Source organism: Caballeronia sp. dw_19, from assembly GCF_018449515.1.
GTDB lineage: Bacteria > Pseudomonadota > Gammaproteobacteria > Burkholderiales > Burkholderiaceae > Caballeronia.
The window spans coordinates 287,999-303,485 of the sequence record NZ_JAAVUQ010000007.1 but is presented as its reverse complement, the minus strand read 5'-3'; the positions used below and the strand labels follow the sequence as shown (position 1 = coordinate 303,485).

The window sequence follows — 15,487 nt, the reverse complement described above, 5'->3', positions numbered from 1 at the left end:
CGCAATGTCGCCGTTTCACGCTTCACCACCGCAGCACTCCGGGTCCGGGAAAACCGCCGAGTACCGTCGGCACCAACCTGCCCGGCCATTCCACACGCCCGAGAACGGTACGGTCATCTCCACGCAATAGAGCGTATAGACGAGCACCGCTTGTGCGCCGCTTAGCAGACTGGCCGCCGCGCCCGCGAGGACCGGCCCGGTTACACTCGCGCGTTAATTTTTATGTTCAGCGATGCTTACCAACGCAAGAAACGCGGCCCAAGCAATGCGCCGATCAGCGTGGCAAGCGTCATCCCAAGCAGGTACCACACGGCCCAGAACGCGACGCTCATCTCGGGGCAGTGCAAGCAATAGGCCATCGTCGCAAGCGTTCCCGCGAGCATGCCGCTCGCCCCGCCGGCGAGCCTCAACCGGGTTGGCGCGAGTCCGCGGATTGCCCAGAACACAGCGACGAACGCCGGCACCGACAACAGCAGGATATTGAACGGACAGGTACGCCACGTGTAGCCCATGACAAGCGGCAACCGTGCGCCGGGCGAGGCGAGATACAACACCGCCACTGCCGCGCCCCACACAACGAGCACGGGCACCGCGGGCAGTGCCCAGAACTTGCCGATGATCGTCCCGGGACGAGACAGCCTCACCGCCAGGAACAATGCCGTTGCGGCGAGCGATGTCGGAAACGCAAGCTTGGCCCAGAAGATCGGCGTGCGCGAGACGACGGCGATGTCCGGCCGTACGCCGAAAATCACTGCCATCAGCACGAGCGCGCCGAAGCCGCCCAGTAAGATTGCACGTCCGAAGCGGCGCGCGGACACGCGCGGGTCAACCGGCGTCACGCCGGTCGATAGAAGCGAAATCAGGTCCTCGGTTTTCATGCGGTGCCTCGAATCTTTGCTGCCAGCGCTTTCAGTCCGCGGTGAATGCCTACTTTGACCGCCGACTCCGACATCCCCGTGAGCGCCGCGGTTTCGGTCACGGAGAGCCCTTGTAGCTTCACGTGAACGATCGGTAGCCGGTGACGGTCCGGCAATTGTTCGAGCAGCTTGCCGACGTCACGTTTGGCATCGGCGGGTTCTTCGTCCGAGGTCGCGAAAATCTCCAGCGCGTCGTCCAGCGGATCGTTCAATGCTTCACGCCGCGATCTTGCGCGGAAAAAATCCATCAGCTTATAACGTGCGATTCCATGCACCCAGGCAGTCAACGGCTCGTCCGGGCGATAGGTGTGGCGGCTGTTGTGCACGGCCAGCAGGATCTCCTGCACGACATCCTCGATGTCATCCTGCAGGTAATAGATGCGCTTCCTCAGGAAGCCGCGCAGGTGTCCCGTCAAGTCGTCAAGGAACGTCCGATAGGCGACAGCGTCGCCATTCAGGCCGCGAATGAACAGGGCCCTCAACCGTTCTTCGACACCAGTCACAGAACCACTTTGTATTATTCGCTTCATCGCGGAATCGGGTTACAGCGCACTTCAAATAAATTGCAACGGGCTTGCCGACGGATGTCGACGCTCCCGGCACCAGGGATGGACACGGTTCGTGGCGGCCATAGTACTGCAGGTATTTCGGTGGGTCCTGCAGTGCACGAGGCTCGTCGCCCAAGGTTCTGACGCCGGAGATTACCGCGTTTTTAATGTCGGGATGGGTTTTTGCCGCACCGCAAGGCAATGTTCACGACGGTTACAGGCTATAGGTCCGGCATGCAAAACGCGGCGCAATCCCATGCGCGGTACTAACGGCAGACGACAAAGCGAGCGGATTGTGCCGGACCGGCTTGCTTCTGTCGATCGCGTGCCGAGAGCGAAAGCCGTCGATCCCAAGCGGCCCTCGCTTAGCGCGTGGTCTCGGGATAATTCGAGGGGAACAACGCGCGCCGCGTCTCTTCGTCCACCTCGCGCTTGAACGTAAGGTCGTGGCCCACCGCCCGCGCTCGGGCGACGGCGGGGCGCGTACTGATGGCGTCGAAGAAACGGCTCAGGTTCGGAAATGCGGCAAGCGGCGCGTCGGTGGCCAACACTCGCGACGCGCGGTCGAGCCATCCCCACGCGGACATATCGACGATCGAATACTCGTTTCCCACGATGGTCTCGCGTCCCGACAAGTGCTCGTCAAGCACGCGATAGTGCCGCTCGATTTCCCGCCGGTACCGGTTGATCGCATACGGAATCTTCTCGGGCGCGGCGTGCTGGAAATGCACCGCTTGCCCGGAGAAGGGACCGAGTCCGGAGCTGATAAAGAACATCCATGAGAGTAATTCGGGCCGGTCCGAGGGCTTGCCCGCGAAACGCTGCGTTTTGTCGGCGAGGTATAGCAGGATCGCGCTGGAATCGAACACCCTTGCTTCGGTTCCGCCGGGGCCGTCTGTATCGATGATGGCAGGTACCTTGCCGTTCGGATTGATGCTCCTGAATGCCGGCAGATGCTGTTCGCCCTTGCTGGTGTCGACGGGAAACACTTCGTACTCGAGTCCCGCCTCTTCGAGAAAGAGCGCAACCTTGGCGGGATTCGGTGTCGGGTGAAAGTAGAAACGGATCATGTCGTCCTTGGATGTTGAGGTGGGCCGCTTGCGCCTGGCCTGAGCGGACGGCAGGTGCCCGACAGGCGTCATGTGCAGAAAGTCGCGACCGTCACGGGCAGGACAGGGCCATTCGGACACGCGACGCGTAGCCTTGAAATACATCTGTAAGACTCGCGCTGCAACGTTGTTTTTATTGCCTGACGCGCGTTGTCATTCGTATTTTAGATCGATCGATTTAGAATATCGTAACGAAAACGGAATGGCAATATCGCCTCGTTCAAGGGAGTAACGCACTGCATGCCACGGCCAAGAGAGTTCGACGAAGCCGCAGTGCTCGACGCCGCGGTCCTGTGTTTCTGGAACCGTGGCTACGAAGCCACCTCGGTTCGTGAACTGGCGGACAGCATGGGCATCACGGGCGCGAGCCTCTATAACGCGTTTGGCGACAAACACTCGCTCTATGGAAAGGCGCTGGCTCACTACGTGTCCCGAAGCGTGGACGACCGTGTCCGGCGTTTCGACGGGACGCTGTCGCCGCTTCAATCGATCAAGGCGTTCTTCGATGAGATCGTCCACCGCTCGCTCATTGACAAGGATCGCAAGGGCTGCATGCTGGTGAATTCGGCGCTGGAAATGGCCCCGCATGATCCAGAATTCCAGCGGGTCGTAGCGGGCGTGCTGGTCAAGCTCGAAACCTATTTCGGCCGATGCGTGGCCGCGGGTCAGCAAACGGGCGAGATCTCATCCGCGCAGCCCGCTGAAGACTTCGCGCGCCTCTTGCTGGCGGTCTTGCTCGGCATTCGGGTGCTGGCGCGTACGCGGCCGGAACCCGCGTTGCTGGAAGGACTTTTGCGACCGGTACTCGCGTCGCTCGATGGCCGGACTTTTGCCGGATAACAGGGTGGCCGCCCTGGCATTGCTCTTCATCATCTCGCTGACCTTTCCCAAGGGTCACTCATTCGCCGTGCCTGATTGTTCGCGGTAAAAAATAACTCGCTGTAACCGATCTGTCCTCCTCGACGAACTAACTCACATACGCGCATTGCGTGACCGCTTTCGCGCTTAAAAAATTTCGTTCGGCGATGTAACCGGCCAGGCAATACAAACGAATTAACTAGCAACTAACGACCTGCTTCTGAAAGCCTTATGCAGGCAATGAGAGAGCGGTCGAGCAAAGCTGATCACACAACATGTTTTTGGCGGCCGTTTGTTCGCCGCCCACAGAAGCAGGTCATGGAGGCCGAGATGAACGCAACACATGAAGCGAGCCGCGTAAGCACTCCTTTGCGGACCATCCAGCCTGCATGGGTACGGATCACGCACTGGCTGAACGCACTCGCGGCGATCCTGATGATGCTGTCGGGATGGCGGATCTACGACGCGTCGCCCGTATTCAAGGGGTTTGTGATTCCGCCGGGCATCACACTGGGCGGATGGCTTGGCGGCGCGCTGCAATGGCATTTCGCGGCCATGTGGCTGCTGTTCTTCAACGGTCTCTTTTATCTCGCGATGAACGTTGTTACCGGCCGCATCAAGGGCAAGTTTTTCCCGCTCTCGCCGCGTGCAATTTTGCATGATCTGGGCGAGGCGCTTAAGGGACATTTATCGCACGCCGACCCGAGCAAGTACAACGCAGTGCAGAAGTTCGCGTACCTGTTCGTGATGCTCGATATTGCAGTGCTTATCTTGTCCGGTCTTGCAATCTGGAAGTCGGTTCAGTTTCCGCTGCTACGGGAACTGATGGGCGGTTATGACTTTGCACGCGTTGTGCACTTCTCGGCCATGTCGCTGCTGGCGGCATTCATTGTCGTGCACCTGGTCATGGTTTCTTTGGTGCCGCGCTCGCTGCTTACGATGATTCGCGGTCACTAAGCGAGCCGCTAATTCAGCCACTAAGTTAGTCATACGTACCCGCCCGACTAAAAGATAACTTAAGGACTCGAGGAATCTCGATCATGAAACCCGTAAAGCCAAACCGCGTGAGCGTAGACCGCGAGTCGCTGATTATCGACGTTCGCCGTGAACTCGACATGCCGTCCCGCCGCCTCTTCGGCAAACGCATTGTGACGCTCGGCGGCCTCGCGATGCTGGCCGGTTGCAGTATTTCAGACGACAAATCCGTTGAGACCTTCCTCAGCCGCGTCTCTCGCCTGAACGATACCGTGCAAGGTTGGCTCTTCGATCCGAACCGTCTGGCGCCGACTTACACGGAAGCGCAGATCACGCGGCCGTTTCCGTTCAACGCGTTCTACGGCATTGACGACGTCCCTGTTGTCGGTGGTTCCGACTTTCGCCTGAAAGTAAGCGGGTTGGTGCAGAACACGAAAACGTGGACCTTGCCCGAGCTTTATGCGTTGCCGAAAGCCGAGCAGATCACGCGGCATATCTGCGTGGAAGGGTGGAGTGCGATCGGACGCTGGGGCGGCACGCCGTTCTCGGAGTTCCTGAAGCAGGTGGGAGCGGACACATCGGCGAAATATGTTGGTTTCAAATGCGCGGACGATTACTACGAAAGCATCGACATGCCGACTGCCTTGCATTCGCAGACACTGCTGACGTTCACCTTCGACGGCCAGCAATTGCCGCCAAAATATGGTTACCCGATGAAACTTAGGATGCCTACTAAATTGGGCTATAAAAATCCGAAGCACATCATGGAAATTTTCGTCACGAACAAATTCCCTGGCGGCTATTGGGTCGATCAGGGCTACAACTGGTTCGGAGGTTCCTGACGTCACGAGAGATCGAGACGTATTGCGAGACATCGCGGCGTCAGGTACTTCGATTCATCCCGGCATGACCGGATACTTTTACTCAAGCAAGAGGTTGATATGAAACTGTTCATCACTGCAGCACTCGCAGCAACGTTGGCCCTGAGCGGCTCCATGGCATTCGCCCAGGCAAGCGATGCAATGGCCCACGATTCGATGGCGAAGGACACCATGTCCAAGGATGCCATGTCGAAAGATTCGATGTCGAAGGACGCAATGAAGAAGGACGACAAGATGAAAAAGAACGACGCAATGGGCATGGGTCATCCCGCTTCGGGCGCGATGGCACAGTAGTCGGCGCAGTAGTCCGTACAAGCATCGAAAGCGGTTCTGCGGGTGTGGTTGAACCGCTTTCGATTGCACTTTCACCTTCCGTCGATGCACCCCGCACCGGCACGATCATCAGCATTAGCCACGCAGAAATATGGCCCATCGCGCGCGGGGTGCCAGTAAGTCGCAACCCTCAGTGCATCCATCCCCACAGTTGAGCGTCACTCAGCGTGCCGCCATGCCCGTCCACGCCTTCTTTCGAACCTAACCTCCGGATTTTTGGCGGGTTCTAATCGGGGATCGGGTGATCCTGGGACAGGCGCGACCGTCGGCGGTAGCTTCAAGCACATAGGATCGACCCGTCGTTATGCCCCGCGTACAAGCGGCTTAAAGGCCATGCGCGAATGTGGCATTTATCCGCCGAGTGCGGCATGTCCGCCACATTCGCCCCCAAACCAGTCATTTTGATAAACAATAACGGCACCGCACGAACTCGTGAGCCTTGAACCCAACGCCGCCGATGCCCGATCACCGTCTGCTGATAATCTCTCCTGAAACGCACCGCGTCGCGATCGACCTGGTCTACGCAACCGATCGCAACCTGACAGGCAAGCCGATCTACAAGACGGCACATTGCTTGCTCCTGGCCCCGGCCGAAGCCGCCCTGAGAAAAGCCGTCGAGCTCGCAGGCAACATCGGCTTGACGCTGAAAATATTTGACGCTTACCGTCCGCCGCAAGCCCAGCAGGTGCTCTGGGACTTCCTTCCCGACCCGACCTACATAGCAGACCTGAAGCGCGGCTCGAACCATAGCCGCGGCACCGCGATCGACCTGACGCTGGTCGACGCTCAAGGCCAGGACCTCGATATGGGCACCGGTTTCGACGAGATGTCGATCGCTTCCGAACACTTCCATCCGGGTTTGCCGGAGCATGTACAGCGCAACCGCACGTTGTTGCTTGGCGTGATGCACGGCGCCGGCTTCACTCATATTCCCAGCGAGTGGTGGCATTACGAACTGCCCGGCTCGCGCGAACTCCAGGTAATCGACAACGCCGACAGCGGCCTCTTGCGCCTGATGTAACCGCACGGAACGCGCAGAACATCTCATCAACATCCCTCACGGAGCGAGTATGAAACGGGTATTGTGCAACGCGTTGGCAGCCATCGCAGCAGCATCCACTCTGATGCTGGCCGGCACGCGCATCGCTTACGCGGCCACGCCGAAGGACATGCTGGTCATGGCCACTTTACTCGACGAATTCACCACGCTCGACCCGGGCGAGATCTACGAACTGGTGCCGCAGGAATACGTCGCCAATACCTATGACCGCCTGATCCGCGTCGATCTGAAAGATCCGGCCCACTTCAACGGCGACGTTGCGCAATCGTGGGCGGTGAGCCCGGACGGTCTCACGTTCACCTTCAAGATTCGCCCCGGTCTCAAGTTCCACTCAGGTAATCCGCTCACTGCCGACGACGTCGCGTGGTCGATTCAGCGCACCGCGTTACTCGACAAAGGCGCGGCTGCGGTGCTGGCAGGCATCGGGCTGACGAAGGAAAACGCGCTGCAGAACGTGAAGAAAATCGACGACAGCACCGTATCGATCACCACCGACCAGAAGTACGCGCCCACGTTCGTGTTGAACGTGCTGGGCTCGTGGCCGGCTTCCGTGCTCGACAGAAAGTTGCTTGAATCGCATGCGAAGGGTAACGACTTCGGCAATGAGTGGCTGAAGACGAACGAGGCGGGATCGGGTGCATACAAGCTGGTGAAGTGGACCGCGAACGACAGCATCGTGCTGCAGCGTTTCGATGGTTATCGCGTGCCGCTTGCGATGAAACGCATCGTGCTGCGGCATGTGCCGGAAGCATCGAGCCAGCGGCTGATGATCGAGAACGGCGACATCGATATCGCGCGTGACCTGAGTTCCGACGACCTCGCTACGCTGACGAAGAAGGGCACGATTCGCGTGACGTCCGTGCCGCAAGCGACGCTGATGTACCTTGGCCTGAACAACAAGAACCCGAACCTTGCCAAGCCCGATGTTCAGGAAGCCATGAAATGGCTGATCGACTACAACGGCATTCAGCAGAACATCGTGCGGACCACCTACAAGGTACATGAGACCTTCCTGCCCGAAGGTTTCCTCGGGGCGCTGAACATCAATCCGTACCATCAGGACGTAGCGAAGGCGAAGGCTCTGCTGGCAAAAGCGGGCGTGCCAAACGGCTTCACGGTGAAGATGGATGTGCGCAACGACTCGCCCTATGGCGAGATTGCGCAGGCGGTACAAGCTAATCTGGCGCAAGGTGGTATCAAGGTCGAGCTGATTTCAAGCGATAACAAGCAGACCCTCGGCAAGTATCGCGCGCGTCAGCATGACATCTATATCGGCGAGTGGTCGGCCGATTACATCGACCCGCATAGCAATGCACAGGGCTTCGCATGGAATCCGGACAACTCCGACAAATCGGCCTTCAAGATGCTCGCGTGGCGCAATGCGTGGGACATTCCGCAGTTGACGAAGGAGACTCAGGCGGCGCTGGAGGAATCGTCGACGGCGAAACGCGCCCAACGCTATGAAGCGATGCAGAAAGAGTTTCTCGTGAACTCACCGTTCGTGATCATGTTCCAGAAGGTCTCGCAAGTCGCGGCGCGGCCGGGCGTGAGAGGTCTGGAAGTCGGGCCGATCTTCGACCTCGTGTCGTATCGCGACGTGAAGAAACAGTAAGCGTGGCTGCACAACTCACCGCGTTCCAGCGCCTGCAACTGGTGCTCACCCGCCACGCGGGCGTGCGCCGGACATGGCTGTTCGTGCGCTGGCTGCTGATGCTCGCCGTGACCTTCATCGGGCTGCTCGGGGTGACGTTTTTCATCGGACGAAAGATTCCGATCGATCCATTGCTTGCGATGCTAGGCGAGCGTGCATCGGCTCAAGCGTATGCAGCGGCGCGCGTGGCGCTGGGGCTCGACAAGCCGTTGATCGTCCAATTCCTGATCTACGTTCGCGATGTTCTGCACGGCGACCTGGGAATGTCGCTGCTGACGTCGAACCCGGTGATAGACGACATCAAGCGCGTCTTCCCGGCCACGCTTGAACTGGCCACGCTGTCGACGTTCATGGGCATCGTGATCGGCGTGCCGCTTGGCGTGGCGGCCGCTGTGCGACATAACCGCTGGACCGATCACGTCGCGCGTTTCATCGGTTTGGCGGGCAGCTCGCTGCCGGTGTTCTGGCTCGCGCTGATGGGCTTGCTGCTGTTCTATGCCAAATTACACTGGGTATCCGGACCGGGGCGCATAGACCCGCTATACGACGGTCTGGTCGATACCCGGACGGGCAGTCTGCTGGTCGATTCCATCGTGGCGGGCGAGTGGGACGTATTCAAGAATGCGCTCTCTCACATTGTGCTGCCCGCGGCCATTCTCGCGTTCTATTCCATCGCCTACTTGAGCCGCATGACGCGCTCATTCATGCTTGAGCAGTTGAGTCAGGAATACATCGTGACTGCGCGAGCGATGGGTTTGAGCGAACGCCGCGTGATCTGGCGTCACGCATTCGGCAATATTGCCGTGCCGCTCCTGACAGTGATTGCACTTGCTTATAGCTATCTGCTGGAAGGCTCGGTGTTGACGGAGATCGTATTCGCATGGCCGGGCATAGGCTCCTATCTCACCGGCGCATTGCTCAACGCCGACATGAACGCCGTGTTGGGCAGCACGCTCGTGATCGGTGCCACGTTCATCACGCTCAACCTGCTGACGGACGCGCTGTATCGCGTGTTCGATCCGCGCGCCCGATGACAGCCAAAGGTTCATGACGTGCTTCCATCCACCGACAATTCCACTCACACGATGAAGCCAGTACGCCAAGGGTGGCGTGCGTGGCTTCTCACGGATACGCCGGCGTCGCGCAGGCAGGCCGCGTTGGGTTTGGCGTACCGCCGCTGGCGGCGTTTCGCGAGCAACCCTCTAAGCATGTTCGGGCTGCTGATCCTGACACTGATGATTGTGTTCGCCGCAATCGGGCCGTTATTGCCGCTGCATGATCCGTTGCAGCAAGTGCTCAGCGACCGCCTTTTGCCGCCCGGTTCTCCGTCGCACTGGTTCGGCACGGATCAACTTGGCCGTGACATTCTCGCGAGGCTCGTGATCGGCTCGCGTCTGACGTTGAGCATCGCCATCCTGGTTGTGGTGCTGGTCGTACCGGTGGGTTTGCTGATTGGAACAACGGCGGGTTTCTGCGGCGGTTTCGTCGATACCGTCCTGATGCGCCTGACCGATATCGCACTCGCGTTCCCGAAGATCGTGCTTGCGCTTGCATTCGCGGCGGCGCTTGGGCCGGGCGTGATCAATGCGGTGATCGCGATCTCGATCACCGCGTGGCCGCCGTATGCGCGGCTCGCGCGCGCCGAAACACTGCGCCTAGTGCAGGCCGATTTCATCCACGTGGCGCGCTTGCAAGGGGCGTCGTCCATGCGGATTTTGCTGCGTTATATCGTGCCGCTGTGTTCGTCGTCGGTGATCGTACGCGCGACGCTCGACATGGCCGGCATTATCCTGACGGTCGCCGGGCTTGGTTTTCTCGGACTCGGTGCGCAGCCACCGAGTCCGGAGTGGGGTTTCATGGTGGCGTCGGGGCGCGGCGTGCTGCTCGACGCGTGGTGGGTCGCAACCATCCCTGGCATCGCCATCCTGCTCGTGAGTCTTGCGTTCAACCTGCTCGGCGATGGTCTTCGCGATGTCTTCGACCCTCGTCAAGGAAGCTGACATGCCAGCCGATACCCTCTGTGAGATCGATAACCTGCGCATCGCGTTCGAGGCCCACGACGGCACGCTGACCGAAGCGGTGCGCGGCATTTCCCTGACGCTTGCGAGGGGAGAGCGGCTGGGTATCGTCGGCGAGTCGGGGTCAGGGAAATCGCTGACCGGACGCGCATTGCTCGGGTTACTGCCTTCATCGGCGCACTGGTCTGCCGACGCCATGCGCCTCGATAACCACGACCTGCTCGCCATGCGCCCAAAGGAGCGGCGACGCCTGTGCGGCACGCAGATGAGCATGATCCTGCAAGACCCGAAGTATTCGCTGAACCCGGTGATGACGGTCGCGCAGCAGATGCGCGAGGCGTTCGGGCGGCAGTCGCCGAAGCTGAATGCGAAAGCCATGCGCGAACGGATTGTCGCCGCGCTGGAGGCCGTGCATATCCGTGATCCGCAGCGAGTCGCCGACGCTTACCCGCACGAGTTGTCGGGCGGCATGGGCCAGCGCGTGATGATTGCCATGATGGTGTCGTCGGGCCCCCGGTTGCTGATCGCCGACGAGCCGACCAGCGCGCTCGATGTACTCGTCTCCATGCAGGTGTTGTCGGTACTCGACGAGATGATCGCGAAGCACAACACCGGGCTGATTTTCATCAGTCACGACCTGCCGCTGGTGATGTCGTTTTGCGACCGCGTGCTGGTGATGGTCGGCGGACGGGTGGTCGAGACGTGCGCGGCACGCGATCTTGCGCACGCGCAGCATCCGTACACGCGCGGTTTGCTGGCCGCGAGTCCACCGCTGCGCAATCCGCCGGACGAACTGCCGGTGCTGCAACGCGATCCCGCATGGTTCGCCGAGGTCGCGCCATGATCGAAGCAAACGAGGTACAGGTACGCTTCAAAACGAAAACCGGTTTCGCCGATGCAGTTCGCTCGGCGACGTTTCATGTCGGCGAAGGGGAGGTGTTCGGGCTTGTCGGGGAATCGGGTTCCGGCAAATCCACCGTGCTTCGCGCGCTGACCGGGCTCGTACCCATCGCCAGCGGATCAATGCGGATTGGTCGTCACACGCTCGGCAGACACATCGACCGCGCGTTCAGGCGCGAAGTGCAGATGGTGTTCCAGGACCCGTACGGATCGCTGTATCCGCGCTTCACCGTGGACCAGACGCTGCGGGAGCCGCTCACCATCAATCGCATGGATCGCCACGATGCCCGCATTCTCGACGCCTTGCGGGAGGTCGGCCTCGGGCCCGCGTTCCGGTTCCGGTATGCGCATCAGTTGTCGGGCGGGCAGCGCCAGCGTGTGGCGATTGCGCGGGCGTTGATCGTGGAGCCACGCGTGCTGCTGCTCGACGAGCCGACTTCCGCGCTCGACGTGTCCGTGCAGGCCGAAATCCTGAACCTGCTGCGGCGGCTGCATCGCGAACGCCATCTCACGATGATCCTCGTCAGTCACAACATGGCGGTGGTTGGTTTTTTATGCCAGCGGGTCGCGGTGATGCGCGATGGCGAGATCGTGGAGCAGCTTTCCATTGAAGCCGTCCGCGAGCAAAACGTGGCGCATGAATACACACGAAGCCTGTTGCTTGCTACGGAAGGTTATCGACGCAAGGCCATCGATCTGGCCTAGTCCAGCTTTGTAAGGTGCTCTGCCGGGCGTGAACCGCCCGTGCGTGGGCCGCCTGATAGAATGCCAACTTGCTAGTAGGCATCCCCGAAGCGCGTTGCGCCGGGATCGCTCACCCGGCTTCCCACGCAGCCGGCGGCGCGTTGAACCGTTGAACGTGAATGACGCCGCGAAGCGCAACCCTCAAAACGTGACAGTCCGGCTTGATCCTGCTGCTCGATAACGTTCCTCGTCAAACGTTCGACAGACCGGTCGCCGGCACCTAAAACGCCGATGAAACTGCTAGATGCCCTGGTCGAACAGCGAATTTCGGCCGCTGCCGCGCGCGGCGAATTCGACAATCTGCCCGGCGCGGGCGAGCCGCTCGAGCTCGACGACGACGCCTTGGTCCCCGAGGAAGTCCGCGTTGCCAACCGCATTATGAAAAATGCCGGTTTCGTGCCGCCTGCTGTCGAACATTTGCGCGCGCTTCGCGATTTGCAACACGAAGCGGGCAGCACCGAAGATCCAGCTACCCGCCGCAAGCTGCAAGCGAAGATGCTGGCGCTCGATATGGCGCTGGAATCCTTGCGCGGCAGCAGCACTGTCGTGCCGCTTGAATACCGGCGGCGCATTGCCGAACGTTTGTCCGAGCGTCTCTCGGAGAGCGACAGGAATGCACAAGCCGAGGCCACTGAAAAGTGACCCTCACGCCCGCAACCGATCTCGCCTCGACGGCCGCCGCAGAACGCGACCGCCGTTTCATGGCGCTCGCGCAAGCTGCCGCGGAGCAAGCGCGTGCGTTGGGCGAAGTGCCGGTCGGCGCGGTTCTGGTTCGCGGCGATGAAGTCATTGCAACCGGCTTCAATCATCCGATCGGTGCTCATGATCCGTCGGCGCACGCCGAAATGGCTGCGTTGCGCGCGGGGTCCCTGGCGCTTGAAAACTACCGGTTGCCGGGCTGCGAACTCTACGTCACGCTTGAACCCTGCATCATGTGCGCCGGCGCGATCATGCACGCGCGGATTGCGCGCGTGGTGTTCGGCGCGCACGATCCGAAGACGGGCGCGTGCGGGAGCGTTGTCGACGCATTTGCCATCGGTAATCTGAACCACCACACAAGCGTTACGGGCGGGGTGCTCGGCGACGAATGTGCCGACGCGCTGCGCAGCTTTTTCGCTGAACGCCGGCGCGCGGCGCGTGAGGCGCGCGATGCCCGCAACGCCGTACTACCCGATTCCATCGATCCACTTTCCATTCGCTCATGACCCATCCGGCACGTACCATCGATCTCGTCGCACCTTCGGGTTACCCCGACTCTGAAGTGGTTGGGCGCGCGATGGAACGCCTGCGCGCGCAAGGGCATCGGCTGGAAAACGGGTCGGCGGCGCACCGTCGTTACCAACGCTTCGGCGGCACCGACGGCGAACGTGCCGCGGACCTGAACCGGCTTGCCGATCCGGCGCGTCCTCTGCCTGACATCGTATTGGCGGTGCGCGGCGGTTACGGTGCTACACGCATTCTTCATGGCCTGGACTACGAGGGCCTGCAGCGCCGCTTGCAGGACCAGCCGATAGCGATTGTGGGCCATAGCGACTTCACCGCGATCCAGTTGGCGCTGTACGCGCTGGCCGGCGTGAAAAGCTTTGGCGGCCCGATGCTGGCTGCTGATTTCGGCGCGGAAGAGCCGAGCGCGTTCACGATGGAGCATTTCTGGAATGCGATCACGCACTCGTCGTTCAAGGTGACGAGCCATGTGCCGCAGGTCCAGTCCGTCGATGTCACCGGCATGTTGTGGGGTGGCAATCTGGCGATTATTGCGTCGTTGATCGGCACGCGGTACATGCCGCCGGTGGAGGGGGGGATCCTGTTCATCGAAGATGTGAACGAGCATCCTTATCGTGTTGAACGCATGATTTACCAGTTGCACCAGTCGGGGATTCTCGCGCGGCAGCAGGCACTGGTGCTGGGCGAATTCACGGGCGGAAGGCTGTCGGAGTACGACAACGGCTATACGTTCGAGACGATGCTCGAACAAGTCAGGTCGGTGATCCGAATTCCCGTTGTGACAGGATTGCAATTCGGGCACGTGCCCGAATTGCTGACGCTGCCGTTCGGTGCGACTGCGCATCTGGTGGCGCGGTCGCATGGATTTGAAATGAAGCTTTCTGACTATCCCTACTTGGCATAGCAGGTTTCACGCAATTCGAACGAGCGCCCGCAAGGGCGCTTTTTTTTCGTTCGGCGCACCGCTTTTGAGCGTGTTCGCACGAATAACGTGCATTGGATTGTCAACAAAAACACCGCCAAATTTGGTTTTATTCGCTTAGATAATTAGCCAAAACCCTTGTATGGCAAGGTTCAGAGCAACAGGCTTGGGAAAATTGCGGTCCATAGTGAAAAAATTTATCTGAAATTGTTGACAGTTTTTATGTCTGTCATAAGATGTATCACATAGAGCGAACACGACTATGTCCGAATCGAAATTGAAAGATTTGTCGAAGGTAAGCGTCATTGGCACTGCGGCTTCGGTCGCGGCCGCGACGGCGGAGTCGATTGCGGCGAATATTCGCGACGCCATTCTCGAACACCGCCTAGCTCCAGGCGCGAAGCTGACAGAAGCACAGTTATGCGAAGTATTTGACGTAAAGCGCGGGACTGTGCGCCTGGCGCTGGCGCAACTCGCGAGCGAACGGCTGGTCGACCTCGAACCGAACCGTGGCGCGTTCGTCGCTAGCCCTTCGGTGCAGGAAGTGCACGAAGTGTTCGAGATGCGGCGAATCATCGAAATGGCGGTCGTCGAGCGGATCTGTACCGGGCATGGCACGCGCCGGCTCAAGTCGATCAGCGCAACGATCGGACGTGAACGCAAGGCCTATGAGAGCCACGATTTTTCGTCATGGATACGGCTGTCCGGCGAGTTCCACACAGAGCTTGCGCAACTCACCGGCAACACCGTGTTGTGCGAATGCTTGTCGGGGCTGGTGGCGCGCTCCACGCTGATATCGGCGCTGTATGAGTCGCTTGGAAAAAGCTCGTGCAGCTTTGAAGATCACGAACATATCCTGGCCGCGCTCGATGCGGGCGACGGTCCCAAGGCCGCCGAACTGATGGCGCGCCACTTGCAGGAAGTCGAACTGAAGATGCTGGACCGGCCCGCACGCGGCGCGGTCGATTTACGTGAAGTCTTTTCGAAGCCAAAGGTAAGTGAGCGCGATAAAAGCGCCTGACTGCAGGCCTGATTTTCAGCAACACCGCGCGACCATTCTCCGGGCGCGACGCAATACCAGTACCACCAACACTACCAATATCTGAAAGCCGAACGAATTTAAAAAGCCCGTGTTCATTCAATGAACGTGTGGTTTTCACCATGCCTTTTCCGTGGACGCATGCGCGTTATTGCGCGTGCCGAGTGGATGAATTGTGTCTGGTCGCGGGTTCGCCCGCGGCTGCAGGACGGCTAGCCCATACCGACAAGAAAGCGCTGCGCGTTGACCACGCGACGGTGCGTATTGCTATACGAAAGCTATACGAAGTCGACTATTTGCGGCTTGAT

At 60.0% G+C, this 15,487-nt stretch carries 18 protein-coding genes; 14 read left to right on the top strand and 4 right to left on the bottom strand.

From position 1 onward, the window contains the following. Positions 1 to 15 precede the first annotated feature (15 nt). The 4 genes from HB376_RS13240 to HB376_RS13225 form a co-directional block, all read right to left on the bottom strand. On the bottom strand, positions 16 to 168 hold the full coding sequence (locus HB376_RS13240) for a DUF1109 domain-containing protein (protein ID WP_255631327.1): 153 nt from the start codon (positions 166 to 168) through the stop codon (positions 16 to 18). A gap of 68 nt (positions 169 to 236) precedes the next feature. Next, the gene (locus HB376_RS13235; protein ID WP_213764095.1) at positions 237 to 878 is read right to left on the bottom strand and encodes a DUF1109 domain-containing protein; all 642 of its coding nucleotides are present in this window, start codon (positions 876 to 878) and stop codon (positions 237 to 239) included. Continuing rightward, the gene (locus HB376_RS13230; protein ID WP_213764094.1) at positions 875 to 1,447 is read right to left on the bottom strand and encodes a sigma-70 family RNA polymerase sigma factor; all 573 of its coding nucleotides are present in this window, start codon (positions 1,445 to 1,447) and stop codon (positions 875 to 877) included. The genes HB376_RS13235 and HB376_RS13230 overlap by 4 nt, the downstream gene beginning before the upstream one ends. A gap of 383 nt (positions 1,448 to 1,830) precedes the next feature. Then, positions 1,831 to 2,535, bottom strand: a complete 705-nt coding sequence (locus tag HB376_RS13225) for a glutathione binding-like protein (protein WP_213764149.1) — start codon at positions 2,533 to 2,535, stop codon at positions 1,831 to 1,833. A 279-nt stretch (positions 2,536 to 2,814) separates the two neighbouring features. Here HB376_RS13225 and HB376_RS13220 point away from each other — a divergent pair, with 279 nt between their 5' ends. The 14 genes from HB376_RS13220 to HB376_RS13155 all read left to right on the top strand — a co-directional run bounded on the left by HB376_RS13220 (position 2,815) and on the right by HB376_RS13155 (position 15,161). After that, entirely contained in the window at positions 2,815 to 3,414 is a 600-nt protein-coding gene (locus HB376_RS13220; protein ID WP_213764093.1) for a TetR/AcrR family transcriptional regulator, read from the top strand. 348 nt (positions 3,415 to 3,762) lie between these two features. After that, positions 3,763 to 4,389 (top strand): cytochrome b/b6 domain-containing protein, encoded by a 627-nt coding sequence (locus HB376_RS13215; RefSeq protein ID WP_255631309.1) that lies wholly within the window; start codon positions 3,763 to 3,765, stop codon positions 4,387 to 4,389. 83 nt (positions 4,390 to 4,472) lie between these two features. Then, positions 4,473 to 5,249, top strand: a complete 777-nt coding sequence (locus tag HB376_RS13210) for a molybdopterin-dependent oxidoreductase (protein WP_213764091.1) — start codon at positions 4,473 to 4,475, stop codon at positions 5,247 to 5,249. Between the two features lie 99 nt (positions 5,250 to 5,348). Continuing rightward, complete coding sequence (locus tag HB376_RS13205; protein ID WP_213764090.1) at positions 5,349 to 5,582, top strand: pentapeptide MXKDX repeat protein; 234 nt, start codon at positions 5,349 to 5,351, stop codon at positions 5,580 to 5,582. Positions 5,583 to 6,078: 496 nt separating this feature from the next. Continuing rightward, positions 6,079 to 6,642: a D-alanyl-D-alanine dipeptidase gene (ddpX, locus tag HB376_RS13200; RefSeq protein WP_213764148.1), complete on the top strand. Its 564-nt coding sequence runs from the start codon at positions 6,079 to 6,081 to the stop codon at positions 6,640 to 6,642. Positions 6,643 to 6,691: 49 nt separating this feature from the next. After that, a complete protein-coding gene (locus HB376_RS13195; RefSeq protein ID WP_213764089.1) occupies positions 6,692 to 8,293 on the top strand; it encodes an ABC transporter substrate-binding protein in 1,602 nt (533 codons plus the stop codon). Positions 8,294 to 8,325: 32 nt separating this feature from the next. After that, complete coding sequence (locus HB376_RS13190) at positions 8,326 to 9,366, top strand: ABC transporter permease (RefSeq protein ID WP_255631326.1); 1,041 nt, start codon at positions 8,326 to 8,328, stop codon at positions 9,364 to 9,366. Between the two features lie 51 nt (positions 9,367 to 9,417). Then, positions 9,418 to 10,332 carry an ABC transporter permease gene (locus tag HB376_RS13185; RefSeq protein ID WP_213764088.1) on the top strand — a complete coding sequence of 305 codons (915 nt, stop codon included), beginning with the start codon at positions 9,418 to 9,420 and terminating at the stop codon, positions 10,330 to 10,332. A 1-nt stretch (position 10,333) separates the two neighbouring features. Beyond that, the gene (locus tag HB376_RS13180; protein WP_213764087.1) at positions 10,334 to 11,194 is read left to right on the top strand and encodes an ABC transporter ATP-binding protein; all 861 of its coding nucleotides are present in this window, start codon (positions 10,334 to 10,336) and stop codon (positions 11,192 to 11,194) included. After that, complete coding sequence (locus tag HB376_RS13175) at positions 11,191 to 11,955, top strand: ABC transporter ATP-binding protein (protein WP_213764086.1); 765 nt, start codon at positions 11,191 to 11,193, stop codon at positions 11,953 to 11,955. Before HB376_RS13180 ends, HB376_RS13175 begins: the two co-directional genes overlap by 4 nt. Positions 11,956 to 12,225: 270 nt before the next feature. Beyond that, on the top strand, positions 12,226 to 12,636 hold the full coding sequence (locus tag HB376_RS13170; protein WP_213764085.1) for a DnaJ family domain-containing protein: 411 nt from the start codon (positions 12,226 to 12,228) through the stop codon (positions 12,634 to 12,636). Further along, positions 12,633 to 13,199, top strand: coding sequence for a tRNA adenosine(34) deaminase TadA (gene tadA / locus HB376_RS13165; protein WP_346730484.1), 567 nt, complete (start codon positions 12,633 to 12,635; stop codon positions 13,197 to 13,199). Before HB376_RS13170 ends, tadA begins: the two co-directional genes overlap by 4 nt. Next, the gene (gene ldcA / locus HB376_RS13160) at positions 13,196 to 14,122 is read left to right on the top strand and encodes a muramoyltetrapeptide carboxypeptidase (RefSeq protein WP_213764084.1); all 927 of its coding nucleotides are present in this window, start codon (positions 13,196 to 13,198) and stop codon (positions 14,120 to 14,122) included. The genes tadA and ldcA overlap by 4 nt, the downstream gene beginning before the upstream one ends. 280 nt (positions 14,123 to 14,402) lie before the next feature. Further along, a complete protein-coding gene (locus HB376_RS13155; protein WP_213764083.1) occupies positions 14,403 to 15,161 on the top strand; it encodes a GntR family transcriptional regulator in 759 nt (252 codons plus the stop codon). Positions 15,162 to 15,487 lie beyond the last annotated feature (326 nt).